This is a genomic window from Kitasatospora sp. NPDC022856, assembly GCF_055561235.1.
Window position 1 is genome coordinate 112320 of sequence record NZ_JBVHHE010000002.1, and the last position, 15171, is coordinate 127490.

General features: G+C 72.2%; 13 protein-coding genes. 9 read left to right on the forward strand and 4 right to left on the reverse strand.

Annotated elements, in window-relative coordinates; genetic code table 11:
- The first annotated feature begins 67 nt into the window (after positions 1-67).
- The 5 genes from dnaK to ACZ34W_RS03520 all read left to right on the forward strand — a co-directional run bounded on the left by dnaK (position 68) and on the right by ACZ34W_RS03520 (position 5553).
- Positions 68-1906 carry a molecular chaperone DnaK gene (gene dnaK, locus ACZ34W_RS03500; RefSeq protein WP_329488712.1) on the forward strand — a complete coding sequence of 613 codons (1839 nt, stop codon included), beginning with the start codon at positions 68-70 and terminating at the stop codon, positions 1904-1906.
- Positions 1903-2523 carry a nucleotide exchange factor GrpE gene (gene grpE, locus ACZ34W_RS03505; RefSeq protein ID WP_329488713.1) on the forward strand — a complete coding sequence of 207 codons (621 nt, stop codon included), beginning with the start codon at positions 1903-1905 and terminating at the stop codon, positions 2521-2523. The genes dnaK and grpE overlap by 4 nt, the downstream gene beginning before the upstream one ends.
- 165 nt (positions 2524-2688) lie before the next feature.
- Positions 2689-3837, forward strand: a complete 1149-nt coding sequence (dnaJ, locus tag ACZ34W_RS03510) for a molecular chaperone DnaJ (RefSeq protein ID WP_329488714.1) — start codon at positions 2689-2691, stop codon at positions 3835-3837.
- 7 nt (positions 3838-3844) lie between these two features.
- On the forward strand, positions 3845-4351 hold the full coding sequence (locus tag ACZ34W_RS03515; RefSeq protein ID WP_329488715.1) for a heat shock protein transcriptional repressor HspR: 507 nt from the start codon (positions 3845-3847) through the stop codon (positions 4349-4351).
- A gap of 212 nt (positions 4352-4563) precedes the next feature.
- On the forward strand, positions 4564-5553 hold the full coding sequence (locus tag ACZ34W_RS03520) for a helix-turn-helix domain-containing protein (RefSeq protein WP_329488716.1): 990 nt from the start codon (positions 4564-4566) through the stop codon (positions 5551-5553).
- 73 nt (positions 5554-5626) lie between these two features.
- On the opposite strand, the gene ACZ34W_RS03525 is transcribed toward ACZ34W_RS03520, so the two are convergent.
- Positions 5627-5806, reverse strand: a complete 180-nt coding sequence (locus ACZ34W_RS03525; protein ID WP_329488717.1) for a hypothetical protein — start codon at positions 5804-5806, stop codon at positions 5627-5629.
- Between the two features lie 336 nt (positions 5807-6142).
- Here ACZ34W_RS03525 and ACZ34W_RS03530 point away from each other — a divergent pair, with 336 nt between their 5' ends.
- On the forward strand, positions 6143-6769 hold the full coding sequence (locus ACZ34W_RS03530) for a hypothetical protein (protein WP_329488718.1): 627 nt from the start codon (positions 6143-6145) through the stop codon (positions 6767-6769).
- Between the two features lie 7 nt (positions 6770-6776).
- Here ACZ34W_RS03530 and ACZ34W_RS03535 read toward each other — a convergent pair whose 3' ends face one another.
- The 3 genes from ACZ34W_RS03535 to ACZ34W_RS03545 all read right to left on the reverse strand — a co-directional run bounded on the left by ACZ34W_RS03535 (position 6777) and on the right by ACZ34W_RS03545 (position 10544).
- Complete coding sequence (locus tag ACZ34W_RS03535) at positions 6777-7763, reverse strand: helix-turn-helix transcriptional regulator (protein ID WP_465601385.1); 987 nt, start codon at positions 7761-7763, stop codon at positions 6777-6779.
- A 7-nt stretch (positions 7764-7770) separates the two neighbouring features.
- Positions 7771-8760, reverse strand: a complete 990-nt coding sequence (locus ACZ34W_RS03540; protein WP_329488720.1) for a LuxR C-terminal-related transcriptional regulator — start codon at positions 8758-8760, stop codon at positions 7771-7773.
- 683 nt (positions 8761-9443) lie between these two features.
- Positions 9444-10544: a TDT family transporter gene (locus tag ACZ34W_RS03545; RefSeq protein WP_465601388.1), complete on the reverse strand. Its 1101-nt coding sequence runs from the start codon at positions 10542-10544 to the stop codon at positions 9444-9446.
- A 70-nt stretch (positions 10545-10614) separates the two neighbouring features.
- On the opposite strand from ACZ34W_RS03545, the gene ACZ34W_RS03550 reads away from it, so the two are divergent.
- The 3 genes from ACZ34W_RS03550 to ACZ34W_RS03560 all read left to right on the forward strand — a co-directional run bounded on the left by ACZ34W_RS03550 (position 10615) and on the right by ACZ34W_RS03560 (position 15110).
- On the forward strand, positions 10615-11607 hold the full coding sequence (locus ACZ34W_RS03550; RefSeq protein WP_465601391.1) for a LysR family transcriptional regulator: 993 nt from the start codon (positions 10615-10617) through the stop codon (positions 11605-11607).
- 105 nt (positions 11608-11712) lie between these two features.
- A complete protein-coding gene (clpB, locus tag ACZ34W_RS03555) occupies positions 11713-14319 on the forward strand; it encodes an ATP-dependent chaperone ClpB (RefSeq protein WP_465601394.1) in 2607 nt (868 codons plus the stop codon).
- Between the two features lie 227 nt (positions 14320-14546).
- Complete coding sequence (locus ACZ34W_RS03560) at positions 14547-15110, forward strand: type III secretion system chaperone family protein (RefSeq protein ID WP_329488724.1); 564 nt, start codon at positions 14547-14549, stop codon at positions 15108-15110.
- Positions 15111-15171: the final 61 nt, after the last annotated feature.

Consider the following 15171-nt stretch of genomic DNA (forward strand, 5'->3'; position numbering starts at 1 on the left):
GACGCCCTCCGCCGAGTCGTGCATCCTTGAGCCTGTAAAGCTCAACTCTTCCGTGGAGGTACCAACGATGGCACGCGCGGTCGGCATCGACCTCGGTACGACGAACTCGGTCGTCAGCGTCCTTGAGGGTGGCGAACCCACCGTCATCACGAACGCCGAGGGTGCGCGGACCACGCCGTCCGTCGTGGCCTTCGCCAAGAACGGCGAGGTGCTGGTCGGCGAGGTCGCCAAGCGCCAGGCGGTCACCAACGTCGACCGGACCATCCGCTCGGTCAAGCGCCACATGGGCACCGGGTGGAAGATCAACCTGGACGGCAAGGACTTCAACCCCCAGCAGATCAGCGCCTTCGTGCTGCAGAAGCTGAAGCGGGACGCCGAGGCCTACCTGGGCGAGACGGTCACCGACGCCGTCATCACCGTCCCGGCCTACTTCTCCGACTCGGAGCGCCAGGCGACCAAGGAGGCCGGTGAGATCGCGGGCCTCAACGTCCTGCGCATCGTCAACGAGCCCACCGCGGCCGCCCTGGCCTACGGCCTGGACAAGGACGACCAGACCATTCTGGTCTTCGACCTCGGCGGCGGCACCTTCGACGTGTCCCTGCTGGAGATCGGCGACGGGGTCGTCGAGGTGAAGGCCACCAACGGTGACAACCACCTCGGTGGTGACGACTGGGACCAGAAGGTCGTCGACCACCTGGTCAAGGTCTTCCAGGCCGGCCACGGCGTGGACCTGTCCAAGGACAAGATGGCCCTCCAGCGTCTGCGCGAGGCCGCCGAGAAGGCCAAGATCGAGCTGTCCTCGTCCTCCGAGACCTCGATCAACCTGCCCTACATCACGGCCTCCGCCGAGGGCCCGCTGCACCTGGACGAGAAGCTCACCCGCGCCCAGTTCCAGCAGCTCACCTCCGACCTGCTGGAGCGCTGCAAGGTCCCGTTCCACAACGTCATCAAGGACGCCGGCATCGCGCTGTCCGAGATCGACCACGTGGTCCTGGTCGGCGGCTCGACCCGGATGCCCGCCGTCGCCGAGCTCGTCCGCGAGCTGACCGGCGGCAAGGACGCCAACAAGGGCGTCAACCCGGACGAGGTCGTCGCGATCGGCGCCGCGCTCCAGGCCGGTGTCCTCAAGGGCGAGGTCAAGGACGTCCTGCTGCTCGACGTCACCCCGCTGTCCCTCGGCATCGAGACCAAGGGCGGCATCATGACCAAGCTGATCGAGCGCAACACCACGATCCCGACCAAGCGCTCGGAGATCTTCACCACGGCCGAGGACAACCAGCCGTCCGTGCAGATCCAGGTCTACCAGGGCGAGCGCGAGATCGCCGCGTACAACAAGAAGCTCGGCATGTTCGAGCTGACCGGTCTCCCGCCGGCCCCCCGCGGCCTGCCCCAGATCGAGGTCACCTTCGACATCGACGCCAACGGCATCATGCACGTCGGCGCCAAGGACCTCGGCACCGGCAAGGAGCAGAAGATGACCGTCACCGGCGGCTCCGCGCTGCCGAAGGACGACATCGAGCGCATGATGCGCGAGGCCGAGCAGTACGCGGAGGAGGACCACAAGCGCCGCGAGTCGGTCGAGACCCGCAACCAGGCCGAGCAGCTCGTCTACTCGACCGAGAAGTTCATCGCGGACAACGCGGAGAAGCTCCCGGCCGACGTCAAGACCGAGGTCGAGACCGCCATCGGCGAGCTCAAGGAGACCCTGAAGGGCGAGGACATCGCGGCCATCCGCGAGGCCTCCGAGAAGGTCTCCACCACCGCCCAGAAGCTCGGCCAGGCGCTCTACGCCAACGCCGACGCCGCCGGCGCCGCACCGGCCGGTGACGCCGCCGGCGCCAAGGACGACGACGTCGTCGACGCCGAGATCGTGGACGACGAGAAGCCCAAGGGCGGTGCGGCATGACGGAGAAGCCGCAGGGTGCTGAGCCCGGCGACGACTCCGCCGCCGAGGAGGCCGTGATCGAGGCCGCCGAGGAGGCCGCGGCAGCCGGTGACACCACCGGTGCCGCGGGCGACGCCGCCGCCAAGCAGCTCGCCGAGCGGACCGCCGACCTCCAGCGCCTTCAGGCCGAGTACCAGAACTACCGCAAGCGGGTCGAGCGGGACCGTCTGACGGTCCGCGAGATCGCGGTCTCCAACATCCTGGAGTCCCTGATCCCGGTGCTGGACGACATCGGCCGGGCCCGCGAGCACGGCGAGGTGACGGGCGGCTTCAAGTCCGTCGCCGAGTCGCTGGAGACGGTCGTGGCCAAGCTGGGCCTCCAGCAGTTCGGCAAGGAGGGCGAGCCCTTCGACCCGACCATGCACGAGGCGCTGATGCACAGCTACTCCTCGGACGTCACCGAGGACACCTGCGTCCAGATCCTCCAGCCCGGCTACCGGATCGGCGAGCGGATCATCCGCCCGGCGATGGTGGCGGTCGCGGAGCCCCAGCCGGGCACCCAGACCACCTCCGCGCCGGACGCCGAGTCGGCGAAGTCCGCGGAGTCGGACAAGGCTGACGGTGGCGCGGACAGCTGACACCCCGTGCGCTGCGGAGTCGTACGCCGGCCAGTACGGCGGCCGGCTCCGCAGCGCCGTATCCGTTGACCCGGTTCCCCGCGGCGGGGAGTCCGGTGGATCCGTGGCCGGCGGGCCCACCCGCGCCGGATCCCTACCTGTTGACTCCGGGAGGTGGCGGCAGCCATGAGCGAGCGAGTGGAGAAGGACTACTACAAGGTCCTCGGCCTGCCCAAGGACGCCTCCGCCACCGAGATCAAGAAGACGTACCGCAAGCTGGCGCGCGAGTTCCACCCCGATGCGAACACGGGCGACGCCAAGGCCGAAGAGCGCTTCAAGGACATCTCCGAGGCCTATGACGTCCTGTCGGACGAGAAGCGCCGCAAGGAGTACGACGAGGCACGCACGCTCTTCGCCAACGGCGGCTTCCGCTCCGGCGGGCCCGGCGGGGGCAGCTACAGCTTCGACTTCGGCGACCTCTTCAGCGGCAGCCAGGGCGGCGGCGCCGGCGGCGGCGGGATCGGCGACGTCTTCGGCGGCCTGTTCAACCGCGGCGGCCGGCAGGCCCAGCCGCGGCGCGGCGCGGACGTCGAGACCGAGGTGACGCTCTCCTTCGAGGAGGCGGTGGACGGCGCGACCGTCCCGCTGCGGATGACCAGCCAGGCCGCCTGCCGCACCTGCAGCGGCACCGGCGCCAAGGCCGGCACCACCCCGCGGGTCTGCCCGACCTGCGTCGGCGCCGGCACCGTCAGCCGGGGCCAGGGCGCCTTCGCGCTGTCCGAGCCGTGCCGGGACTGCCGCGGCCGCGGCATGATCGTCGACGACCCGTGCGCCGACTGCCACGGCAGCGGCCGGGCCAGTTCGGCCCGCACCATGCAGGTCCGGATCCCGGCCGGCGTCCAGGACGCCCAGCGCATCCGGCTGAAGGGCAAGGGCGCCCAGGGCGAGCGCGGCGGCCAGTCCGGCGACCTCTACGTCACCGTGCACGTCGACGCGCACCCGGTCTTCGGGCGCAAGGCCGACAACCTGACGGTGACCGTGCCGGTGACCTTCCCCGAAGCCGCTCTGGGCGGCACCATCGAGGTACCGACGCTCAACGGCCCCTCGGTGAAGCTCAGGCTGCCCCCGGGCAGCGCCAACGGCCTCACCTTGCGGGCCCGCGGCAAGGGCGCCACCCGCAAGGACGGCACCCGGGGCGACCTCCTGGTCACCGTGGAGGTCGTGGTGCCCCAGCACGTCACCGGCGACGCGCTGACGGCCCTGGAGCAGTACCGCGAGGCCACCGCCTCCGACGACCCGCGAGCCGCCCTCTTCAAGGCGGCGAAGGGAGCGTGACGACCAGATGACCCCCGACAGCGGCCCGATCGGGCCCGGCATCGGCGAAGGCCTGCCCGGCGGCGCCCCGCGTGCCCGCCGTGCGGCACCGCCGCCGCACTACGTCCTCACCGAGGACACCCCGGTCTACGTGATCTCGGTCGCCGCCGAGCTCTCCGGCCTGCACCCGCAGACCCTGCGCCAGTACGACCGGCTCGGCCTGGTCTGTCCCGACCGCACCGCGGGCCGCGGCCGCCGCTACTCCAGCCGCGACATCCAGCAGCTGCGCGAGGTGCAGCGGCTGTCCCAGGACGAGGGCATCAACCTCGCCGGCATCAAGCGGATCATCGAGCTGGAGAACCAGGTCACCGCACTGCAGTCGCGGATCACCGAGCTGGTCGACTCGCTCGAAGGCGCCGCCTCCGCGCTCCAGCAGCGCGAGGCCGCCGTCCACGCCTCCTACCGGCGGGATCTCGTCCCCTACCAGCCGCCGAGCCAGTCCAGCGCGCTGGTCGTCTGGCGCCCCAAGCGGTAACCCCGCCACCACGGCACCCGCCGCCGGCTCCCTCCTGATCGGGGGGTGCCGGCGGCTCGGTCGTCTGTGAGAGAGTGCTGGACCGGAGCGTGCCCCTGGCAGGCAGAGCTGTCGGTGGCAGTCCTTACCGGCCGTGACCGCGACCTAGGATGCCTGGTACAACCGACTTTAGAACGTTGACTACTTGTCCGGTCGACGACAGGGAGCCGAAGATGAGTGGGCGAGAGCAGCCCGGTTCCGCAGGTGGCGGATCGCGAATACTGTCTGCCGACGCCCGCTCGCTCTATCTCAGGACCGTCCACGGCAACGGCCGGCTGACAATCGGCGCCGGCCCGGGCGAGACCGCCGCGCTCCGCGAGCTCATGGACCTCGGTCTGCTCATTCCGGACAGTGACGAACCCGGCTCGCTCATCGCGGTCGACCCGGCCCAGCTCTCCTTCAGCCTGAGCTCCGCCTGGCAGCGCCAGGCCCTCGACCTGCTGGCCCGCGCGGTCGCCCTGCCGGCCGATCTCAGCGAATTGGCCGACGCCTTTCACAGCCCCGACCAGTCGGGCGGCCCCATCGAATACGTCCAGGGCAAAGCGCTCATCAATCAGCGTCTCCAGCAATGCATGGCCACCGGGATGACCGAGGGCCTCGCCATGCAGCCGGGCGGCCCCCGCCCGCCCGAGCTGCTCGCCGCGGGAATGGAACGGGACCTCAAGAGCCTGCAGCAGGGCGCTTCGATGCGCACGATCTACAACGCGAGCACCCGATACCACCAGCCCACCCGCGAATACGTGTCCCGGCTGGCGAAGGAGGGTTATCAGTTTCGCACCCTGGACGAGCCCTATGCCCGCCTCATCATTGTCGACCGGCGGCTCGCGGTAATTCCGGTGGGCGATGACGACCTGGCCGCTTTCATCCACGATCCGGCGGTCATCAAATATCTCGTGGAAGAGGTATTCGAGCGGAACTGGGGCCGGGCGCTGGAGTTCGACGGCGACACCACCGTCCCGCAGCAGGTGGTCTCCCGGCTGCGCCAGACGATCATCGACCTGCTTCTTTCCGGTACGAACCATCGGGTCATCGCCCGCAGACTCGGCATCAGCGAGCGCACGCTGGCGCGACATATCGCCGAGATGCGGGAGGACTACAACGTCGATTCCCTGTTCCAGCTGGGCTACGTCCTCGGCCGGGCCGCGCAGCACCGGCCGGAGTGAGGGCCCCGAACGGCGGCGGGCGCCCGCGCCTGGAGCCTTTCGGCACTCGAACGTCCGCTATGACAGGGAGCGGTCAGCCCCAGTTCATGTCATTGGCGACGAGGTAAACGGCGGCCTTGGCGCGGGAATCCCCGGCACCTGCGTCCACCTGCGGCTGCGTACCGTTTGACAGGACGCAGACACCGGCCAAAGCTCCGGCCGCGATGGCAATCGGAAGCACGACCTTGCGCACAAGCCTGGACATACGGGACACCAGCCCACTCCCTTTCCGAAAGTTGCTCTAGCCGAACTAATAGCACTGGAGTCCACATGATGCCGCACGCCGAGTTGTGGTGTCACCTCCCCGTTGTCCCCCGGCGGCGTCATCTCCCTGCCAGGCAGCCAGATGACAGGGCAGAAACCTGGACGCGAGCGTGACCACTGATAGACGATCAGTTCGCCCCCGATGGTCCAGCACCAGGTCAAAAACCTGTTGCTGTACGGTCAATTCTTCCTCACCACAGGGCACTGGATCCACCTGAAGCAGCAACTACTCTCAACGCCTGCCGGCACCGTCCCCCAATCCGGTCGGCCTTCCCCCGGAGTCGACATGACCGAGCCCTACCTGCGTCACCACGACAGCCAGGCCCCCGAGGGCCGGCGTGCACGTGTGTTCCTGGCCGCGCCGCTGATGCGGTTGACCGGCCCGGCGGACAGCGTGGTGACCCTGGCCAGCCGGACGCGGCTGACGACACTTCGCACCACGCTCCTGCGCAGCGGTGCCGCCGTGTACAGCGCCCACCACAGTGACGCCTGGACGATCGCCGGCCGGGCCCCCGAGCCCCGGGTGCCGTCGGACTTCCGGGCGCTGCAGTCCGCCGACCTGGTCTTCGCCTACGTCGGTGCGCCGCTCTCCGCCGGCGTGAGCCTGGAGCTGGGCTGGGCGTCGGCGCTGCGCAAGCCGATCGTCCTGCTGGTGGACGAGGCGATCACGCACAACCCGCTGATCGCCACCATCGAGCAGGTCGCCCCGGTGCTGCCGCTGGTCTTCGACGACACCTGGTCGCAGGAGGCCCTCCACCACACCGTGGAGACCGCCCTCGACTGGGCCGGCATGGCGCTCTCGCTGCGCGAGGGTTTCTGGACCGCCCCCGGCGACCAGTTCAGCATCCCGCGCCAGCAGCCCCCGGTGGTCGGTCCGACCGGCTACTGGCCGACCGGCGCGGCGACCGGCTGATCCCGGCTCACCCATCGGACTCCCCCGGCCGGGCTCCCCGCATCTGCCAGCCGAGCTGGAAGAGCGTCTCCGCGTCGTAGAGCTCGCGCAGGCGCGAGATGTGACCGGCCACCGTCCGCTCGCTCAGCCCCAGCCGGCCGGCGATCGTCCGCTGCGTCAGCCCCTGCGACAGCAGCCGGCCGATCTGGTCGTGCACCGCCGGCTCGGTGGCGCCGGCGGCCAGCGCCGACCAGTTCACCCCCTCCGCCTGGCGCCACTGCTGCTCGAACACGTCCACCAGGAAGGCGACCGTCGCGGAGTCCTCCACCAGGGCCGCGCTGGTGTTGTCCGGCGCGGCCGGGATCAGCGCCACCCTGCGGTCGAAGATCAGCACCCGCCTGAACGGCGCGGCCAGGGTGCGGATCGGGCTGCCGAGCCGGGCCGACGCCGCCGCGTACTCGACCGTCGGCGCGTCGAGGCGGGCGCTCGCCTCGTAGATCGTGCGCATGGTGCCGCCGCGGGCGAGGTAGCGGCGGGTGTGCTCCAGCGCGTCCCGCATGTGGGCGGCCGGCCGGGCTCCGCCGGGCTGGGCCGCCCAGGCCTCGCGGTGGTGCTCGTCGGCGAGCTGTGAGATCAGGTGGCGGATCTGCCCCATGCCGGTGATCCGCCGGGCGCCGCCGGTGCGGTCCTCCCGGCCGGGCGCGGCGTCGTAGGCCTTCGTCAGGTCGTCGATCAGCTCCGGGACGAGCGCCGCCCGGGCCAGCAGGCGCGCCCCCTCCTCGCGCAGCCCGGCCCCGATCCGCTCGCCGACGGCACGCGGGTTCACCACGCTGTACACGCCGTCCGCGTAGCGCGGTGTGAGCAGCCCGACGTCGGTCAGCTGCCGGACCGACCGGGCGTCCTGGGCGCTCACCTCGGCGATCGGCAGCCGGCCGCCCTCGCGCAGGATGGTCCGGTACAGCTCGCGGGCGTCGGCGTCCGGCAGCGGGGCCTCGGTCATCGCGGCGTCAGTCATCGCGGCGTCAGTCATCGCGGCCGCCCCGCATCAGCCAGCCGAGCTGGAACAGGGTCTGCGCGCCGTGGCGCTCGCGCAGCCGGGAGATGTGCGCGGCCACGGTGCGCTCGCTGAGGCCCAGCCGGGTGGCGACGGTGCGCTGGGTGAGGCCCTTGGCGAGCAGCCGGCCGACCCGGTCGGGGGCCTCCTGCGCGACGCCCCGGGCGAGGGTGCCGGCCCAGTCGGTGGGGTCGGCCCGGGCCCAGTCGCGTTCGAAGGCGCCGACCAGGAAGGCGATCGCGGCCGGGTCGGAGATGAAGGCGGCGGTGCTGTGGTCCTCGTTGGCGGAGATCACCGCGACCGAGCGGTCGAAGACGAACAGACGCTGGAACGGCTCGTCCAGGATCCGGATCTGCGAGCCGTGCCGGGTGACCTCGTCCGCGTAGGCGAGCGCGGCCGGGTCGGAGACCGCGACCGGCTGGTAGACGGTGCGCAGCGAGCAGCCGCGCTGCAGCAGCCGGAGGTCCTGGAGGAGCGCGATCTTCAGGGCGTCGGCCGGGCGGTGGCCCGGCTGGGCGGTGAGGACCTCCGTCCGGCAGTCGGCGACCAGTTGGGAGATGCGCTGGCGGATGTGGACGTGGCCCTCGATGTAGACGGCGCCGCCGGAGCGCTCGGGCGGGCGGGGCATCGCGTCGTACGCCCGGGTGAGGGTGTCCAGCGCGCCGGGCAGGTTCTCGGCGCGGACCAGCAGCCGGGTGGCCTCGCTGCGCAGTTCGGCGCCGAGCCGGTCGCTGACCGAGCGCGGGCTGACGGCGGTGTAGCAGGCGTCCATCGGGTTGGGCATCAGCAGGCCGATGTCGACCAGGAGCCGCAGCGCGGCCCGGTCGGACTCGGGGACGTCGGCGGCGGGGACGCGGCCGCCACGGGCGAGAACGGCCAGGTAGAGCTGCCGGGCCGCCTCGTCGGGCTCACCGCCCGGCGCGCTGGTGCCCGGGGCGGCCGTCGGATCCGCCGTCACCTCGAACACTCCCTGCCGGATGGGTCTCGGATCTGCCTGTGCCGCGCGTGCCCCCCGCACGGGTCGATCGTGGTCGCGGTACCGCGCGCCGCACGCGATCACGGTACTGCCGACCGGCGGACCCCCGGGGACCGGGTGCCGTCGCACACGGGTTTCCCGGGGGTCGCCGGTAGCACGCCAATCCCAGGGCGCTCCCGGCGAGGCGGAGCAGCAACGCCTCGCCGGTTCCGGTCCCGGGGACCATCACCACACATGGCGTCCCGGCCGGCGCTCTTCCCCCCGACATGCGGGTACGGACGTACCTCTCGCATCCAGTATCGAAGAGCAAGTCACCACCATCGGGCTGCGATCGCCCGGACGGCTTGGCGTGTCTCCACCATCACAGCGTGACGGCCGGTGAACAAGTGCCGCCCGACTGCATGTTTTCGCAATTGCAGGAACCTGCACCGTGAATCCGTGGCGGCCCCCGGGCGGACCACCGGGGTCGGGGAAGGAAGGCCAGGTCAGGGCGATGGCGGGGCGGGCGGCGACCGTCCGTTCAGTCGGCTGCGGAGCAGGGCGCTCCGAATCCGGACTGCCCCATCGGGCAGCCTTCGCTGATCCTGCACGATCCCTTCACGGAATCCCCCTCTGCCCTCCGGTCACTCATCGTGACTTCTCTTGCCGCTACCGTGACGGCTCTGCTAGCGGGCCAGCAGCCTGCCGCCGGCCAGCCCGGCCGCGGTGCCGCCGGCGGCCACGGCCCAGGCGGCGGCCAGCAGGACGAAGAGCCCGGCCGCGAGGCCGGTGAACCCGGCGAAACCGGTGTGCCGGGCGAGCGCGGAGGCGCCGGTGACGCAGGTGCCGACCGGGAAGGTGTAGGCCCACCAGGTCATCGTGAAGGACATCCCGGCCCTGCGGGCCCGCAGGTTGGCCGCGGTGGCGATGACCAGCCAGAGCATCGCGACCCCGAGCACCGCGACCCCGTAGAGCTCGGCGAGGGCGAGCGCCACCGGTGCCAGCTGCGGCGCCACCGGGCGTGCGGCGTCAGCGAGTTGGTGGACGGCCGTGGTGGACTGGCCGAGCGGGCCGAGCACCAGGAAGAGCGACGGGGTGAGCACCAGGGCGGACAGCTTGCTGTGCACCAGCCCGGTGAGCACCACCGGCAGCAGCGCCAGGATGGCCAGCAGCCCGACCCCGAACAGCGCACAGCAGCCGTACAGCAGGCTCTGCTGCGCGGTGCCGGTCGGCAGGTGCGGGACGAGCGCGGGACCGGTCGCGGAGGCGACCAGCGGCGCGACCACCGGCAGCAGCCAGGTCGGGTTGGCCTCCAGCGGGGAGACGGCGTGCCGGGTGATCATCAGGTAGGGCACGCCGGCCGCGACCGCCAGGGCATAGAGCGTGCCGATGCCCCAGAGCGCCGCGTCCAGCGCGACGGCCGGGCCGGTGCCGATCACCCGCGAGCCGAGGGTGAGGGTGCCCAGGCCGACCGAGAGCATGGCGATCGGCGGGCACCCGTAGAAGACCGCGGTGGCCGGGTTGTCCAGCAGGTGGGCGCGGGCCTCGGCGCGGTACCGGAGGAGGTGGACCACCCGCGCGGGGACGAGCACCAGCAGCGCGACCGCCCCGAGCGCCCACATCAGCTCGCCGAACCCGATCAGCCCCGGCAGCCGGACGGGCAGCGCGGCCGCGCCGTTGCCGACGATCGCGGTGCCCATCACCACCGCGTACCAGTTGGGACCGAGCTGGGCGAGGTCGAAGCGGGCGGTGCGGGTGAGCGGTCGGACGCCGGTGAGGATGGCCATGGAACCACCGTGCCGTCCGCCTCCGGCCACCGGTAGCGCCCACCGACCTATGAGGGCATAGCCTGAGTCTATGGCTCTCTCCCCGCACGTCCCCGAGCTCGGCGCCCTGGAACTGCTCCTCACGGTGGCACGACTGGGCAGCGTCGGCCGGGCGGCGGCCGAGCTGGGCGTGAGCCAGCCGACGGCGAGCGCCCGGATCAAGGGCATGGAGCGACAGATCGGCGTCCCCCTGCTGGAACGGTCCCCGCGCGGCTCCCGGCCGACCAAGGCCGGGCTGCTGGTGGTCGAGTGGGCCCGGCACGTGGTCGAGGCGGCGCAGGCGCTGGACGCCGGGATCGACGCGCTGCGCGAGCGGCGGGACGCCCGGCTGGTGGTGGTGGCCAGCCTGACCGTCGCCGAGTACCTGATGCCGGGCTGGCTGCTGGCGCTGCACGACAGCAGCCCGGGCACGGCGGTGATCCTGCGGACGGCCAACTCCTCCGACGTCGCCGGGCACGTGCTGGCCGGCGAGGCCGACCTCGGCTTCGTCGAGGGCCCGTCCACCCCGCCGGGGCTGGCCGGCGCGGTGGTGGCCGCCGACCGGCTGGTGGTCGTGGTGGCGCCCGGCCACCCCTGGGCGCGCCGCCGCGCCCCGGTGACCGGCCCCGAGCTGGCCGCCACCCCGCTGGTGCTGCGCGAGCCCGGGTCGGGCACCCGGGAGGTCCTGGAGATGGCGCTGGCGCCGTTCGGCGGTGCCGCCAAGCCGCGGCTGGAGCTGGCCTCGTCGACCGCGCTGAAGGCGGCGGCGATGACCGGCGCCGGACCGGTCTGCCTGAGCGAGCTGGCGGTGACGGAGGAGCTGGCGACCCGGCGGCTGGTGGCCGTGCCGCTGGCCGAGGGGCTGGACCTGCGGCGGCCGCTGCGCGCGGTCTGGCCGGCCGGCCACCGGCCGGGCGGGCCGGCCCGGGAGCTGCTGGTACTGACCCGGCGGACCGGGCCGTCGGTCCGCAGCGGCTGGCAGCCCGCGCCGCGGCTCGACCGGTACACCGTCTCCGGGCACCCCAAGCGTTCATCCGAAGGTTGAGCGGAATAGACTCAACTTAGTGCATGCTGTACTCAGCAGGGCCGGTGGCCGGGGGCCGCCGCCCGTACGAAGCAGTTCGCCATCAGCGAGGAGGACACCCCAGCAGTGGACGCCAGCAAGTTCACCACCAAGACGCAGGACGCCCTGTCCGCCGCGATCCGGCAGGCCGGCGCCGCGGGGAATCCGGACGTCAAGCCGGTGCACATCCTGATCGCCCTGCTGGAGCAGCCCGAGGGCATCGCCGGGCCGCTGCTCAAGGCGGTCGGCGCGGACGCGACCCGGATCGACACCGAGGCCCGCCGGCTGCTGACCGGACTGCCCCGCGCGACGGGCTCCACCGTCGCCGCGCCCCAGCTGGCCCGCGACACGCTGGCCGTGCTCACCGAGGCCGGCAAGCGCGCCGAGGACCTGGACGACCAGTACGTCTCCACCGAGCACCTGATGGTCGGCCTGGCCGCCGAGGGCGGCGCGGTCGCCGACCTGCTCGCCCAGCGGGGCGCCACCGCGAAGGCCCTGCTCGCCGCGTTCAAGGACGTCCGCGGCAGCGGCCGGGTCACCTCCCCCGACCCGGAGGGCACCTACAAGGCCCTGGAGAAGTACGGCACCGACCTCACCCAGGCCGCCCGGGACGGCAAGCTCGACCCGGTCATCGGGCGCGACCAGGAGATCCGCCGGGTCGTCCAGGTGCTCTCCCGGCGCACCAAGAACAACCCCGTGCTGATCGGCGAGCCCGGTGTCGGCAAGACCGCCGTGGTCGAGGGCCTGGCCCAGCGCATCGTGGCCGGTGACGTGCCGGAGTCGCTGCGCGGCAAGCGGCTGGTCGCGCTGGACCTCGGCGCGATGGTCGCCGGCGCCAAGTACCGCGGCGAGTTCGAGGAGCGGCTGAAGGCCGTCCTGAACGACATCAAGCAGAGCGACGGCCAGGTCGTCACCTTCATCGACGAGCTGCACACCATGGTCGGCGCGGGCGCCGGCGGGGACTCCGCGATGGACGCGGGCAACATGCTCAAGCCGATGCTGGCCCGCGGCGAGCTGCGGATGGTCGGCGCCACCACGCTGGACGAGTACCGCGAGCGGATCGAGAAGGACCCGGCCCTGGAGCGCCGGTTCCAGCAGGTGCTGGTCGGCGAGCCCAGCGTGGAGGACTCGATCGCCATCCTGCGCGGCCTCAAGGGCCGGTACGAGGCGCACCACAAGGTGCAGATCTCGGACGCCGCCCTGGTCGCCGCCGCCACCCTGTCCAACCGCTACATCACCTCGCGCTTCCTGCCCGACAAGGCGATCGACCTGGTCGACGAGGCGGCCTCCCGGCTCCGGATGGAGATCGACTCCTCCCCCGTCGAGATCGACGAGCTCCAGCGCGCCGTCGACCGGCTGCGGATGGAGGAGCTGGCCCTGGAGAAGGAGTCCGACCCGGCCTCGGTCGACCGGCTGACCCGGCTCCGGCGCGATCTCGCCGACAAGAACGAGCAGTTGAGCGTGCTCACCGCCCGGTGGGAGCAGGAGAAGAAGAGCCTCAACCGGGTCGGCGAGCTGAAGGAGCGGCTCGACGACCTGCACGGCGCCCTCGACCGGGCCCAGCGGGACGGCGACTTCGAGCGCGCCTCCAAGCTGATGTACGCCGAGATCCCGGCCGCCGAGCAGGAGTTGACCGAAGCGCAGGAGGGCGCCGAGGAGCGGGACGCCACCTCCTCCATGGTCAAGGAGGAGGTCGGCCCGGACGACATCGCCGATGTGGTCGCCTCCTGGACGGGCATCCCGGCCGGCCGGCTGCTGGAGGGCGAGAGCTCCAAACTCCTGCGCATGGAGGACGAGTTGGGCCGGCGCCTGATCGGCCAGGCGGAGGCCGTCCAGGCCGTCTCGGACGCGGTGCGACGCACCCGCTCCGGCATCGCCGACCCGGACCGGCCGACCGGCTCCTTCCTGTTCCTCGGCCCCACCGGCGTCGGCAAGACCGAACTCGCCAAGGCCCTGGCCGACTTCCTCTTCGACGACGAGCGGGCGATGGTCCGGATCGACATGAGCGAGTACGGCGAGAAGCACTCCGTCTCCCGCCTGGTCGGCGCCCCGCCCGGGTACGTCGGCTACGAGGAGGGCGGCCAGCTCACCGAGGCGGTCCGCCGCCGCCCCTACAGCGTGGTGCTGCTGGACGAGGTGGAGAAGGCCCACCCCGAGGTCTTCGACGTCCTGCTCCAGGTGCTGGACGACGGCCGGCTCACCGACGGCCAGGGCCGCACGGTCGACTTCCGCAACGCGATCCTGATCCTCACCTCCAACCTGGGCAGCCAGTTCCTCGTGGACCCGGCCACCCCGGAGGAGATGAAGAAGCGGCTGGTGCTGGACTCGGTGCGGGCCGCGTTCAAGCCCGAGTTCCTCAACCGCCTCGACGACATCGTGGTCTTCGAGCCGCTGGGCACCGCCGAGCTGAGCCGGATCGTCGACCTCCAGGTCGCCCGGCTGGCCGCCCGGCTGGGCGAGCGCCGGCTCACCCTCCACGTCGACGAGGCCGCCCGGGACTGGCTGGCGCTCACCGGCTACGACCCCGCGTACGGCGCCCGGCCGCTGCGCCGCCTGGTGCAGTCCGCGATCGGCGACCAGCTCGCCCGGGCCATCCTCTCGGGCCAGGTGCACGACGGCGACACCGTCCTGGTCGAACGGGCCGAGGAGGGCGACCACCTCACCGTCCGGGGCCGCGGCCCGCTGGAGAAGTAGCGCTTCGCAGCCCCCGGACCGGGCCGCCCCCGCTCCCCGAGGGGGCGGCCCGGTGCCGTGCTCACCCTCGGTGGCCACGGCCCCGACCGGGGGCCCCGGCAAGATCCACAGGTGCCCGCCCGCCGCCCGGGCGCCCCTGTGAGGCAGGCCCAGGATGAGGCAGGATGGGAGGTGGAAGGGCGGCCTCTCATTGCCGGCCACCACGTGCACTGAGGAAGAGGACCCCCATGAGCATCGACCCGTCGTCCATCCCGTCGTTCGGCGTGCCGCAGGGCGGCCAGCCCGGCGGCCAGGGAGGTCGGCCGGCCGGCCCGCCGCCGATCGTCGTCCCGGACCAGGCCCTGGTGACCCAGCTGCTGGACCAGATGCAGCTCAAGCACGTCGTGGACGAGGAGGGCGACCTCACCGCCCCCTGGGAGGGCTTCCGCGTCTACTACATGTTCCGCGGCGAGCAGAAGGAGCTCTTCGCGGTCCGCGCGTTCTACGACCGCGCCTACCCGCTGGAGGACAAGGCCGAGATCCTCGACCTCATCGACGAGTGGAACCGCGAGACCCTCTGGCCCAAGGTCTACACCCACACGCACGAGGACGGCGTGGTCCGCCTGATCGGCGAGGCCCAGATGATCGTCGGCACCGGCGTGAACCTGGACTACTTCGTCACCACCACCGCCAACTGGACCCAGGCCGCCGTCGGCTTCGAGCAGTGGATCGTCGAGCGCCTCGGCCTGCAGAAGGAGATCGAGGGCGAGGAGGGCGAGGGCGAGGCCCCCGAGGGCACCAACGAGGCCTGATCCTCCCGCCACCGCTCCGCTCCGCGGCACGGCCCGCCCCGGCACCCCCGGCGGCGGGCCG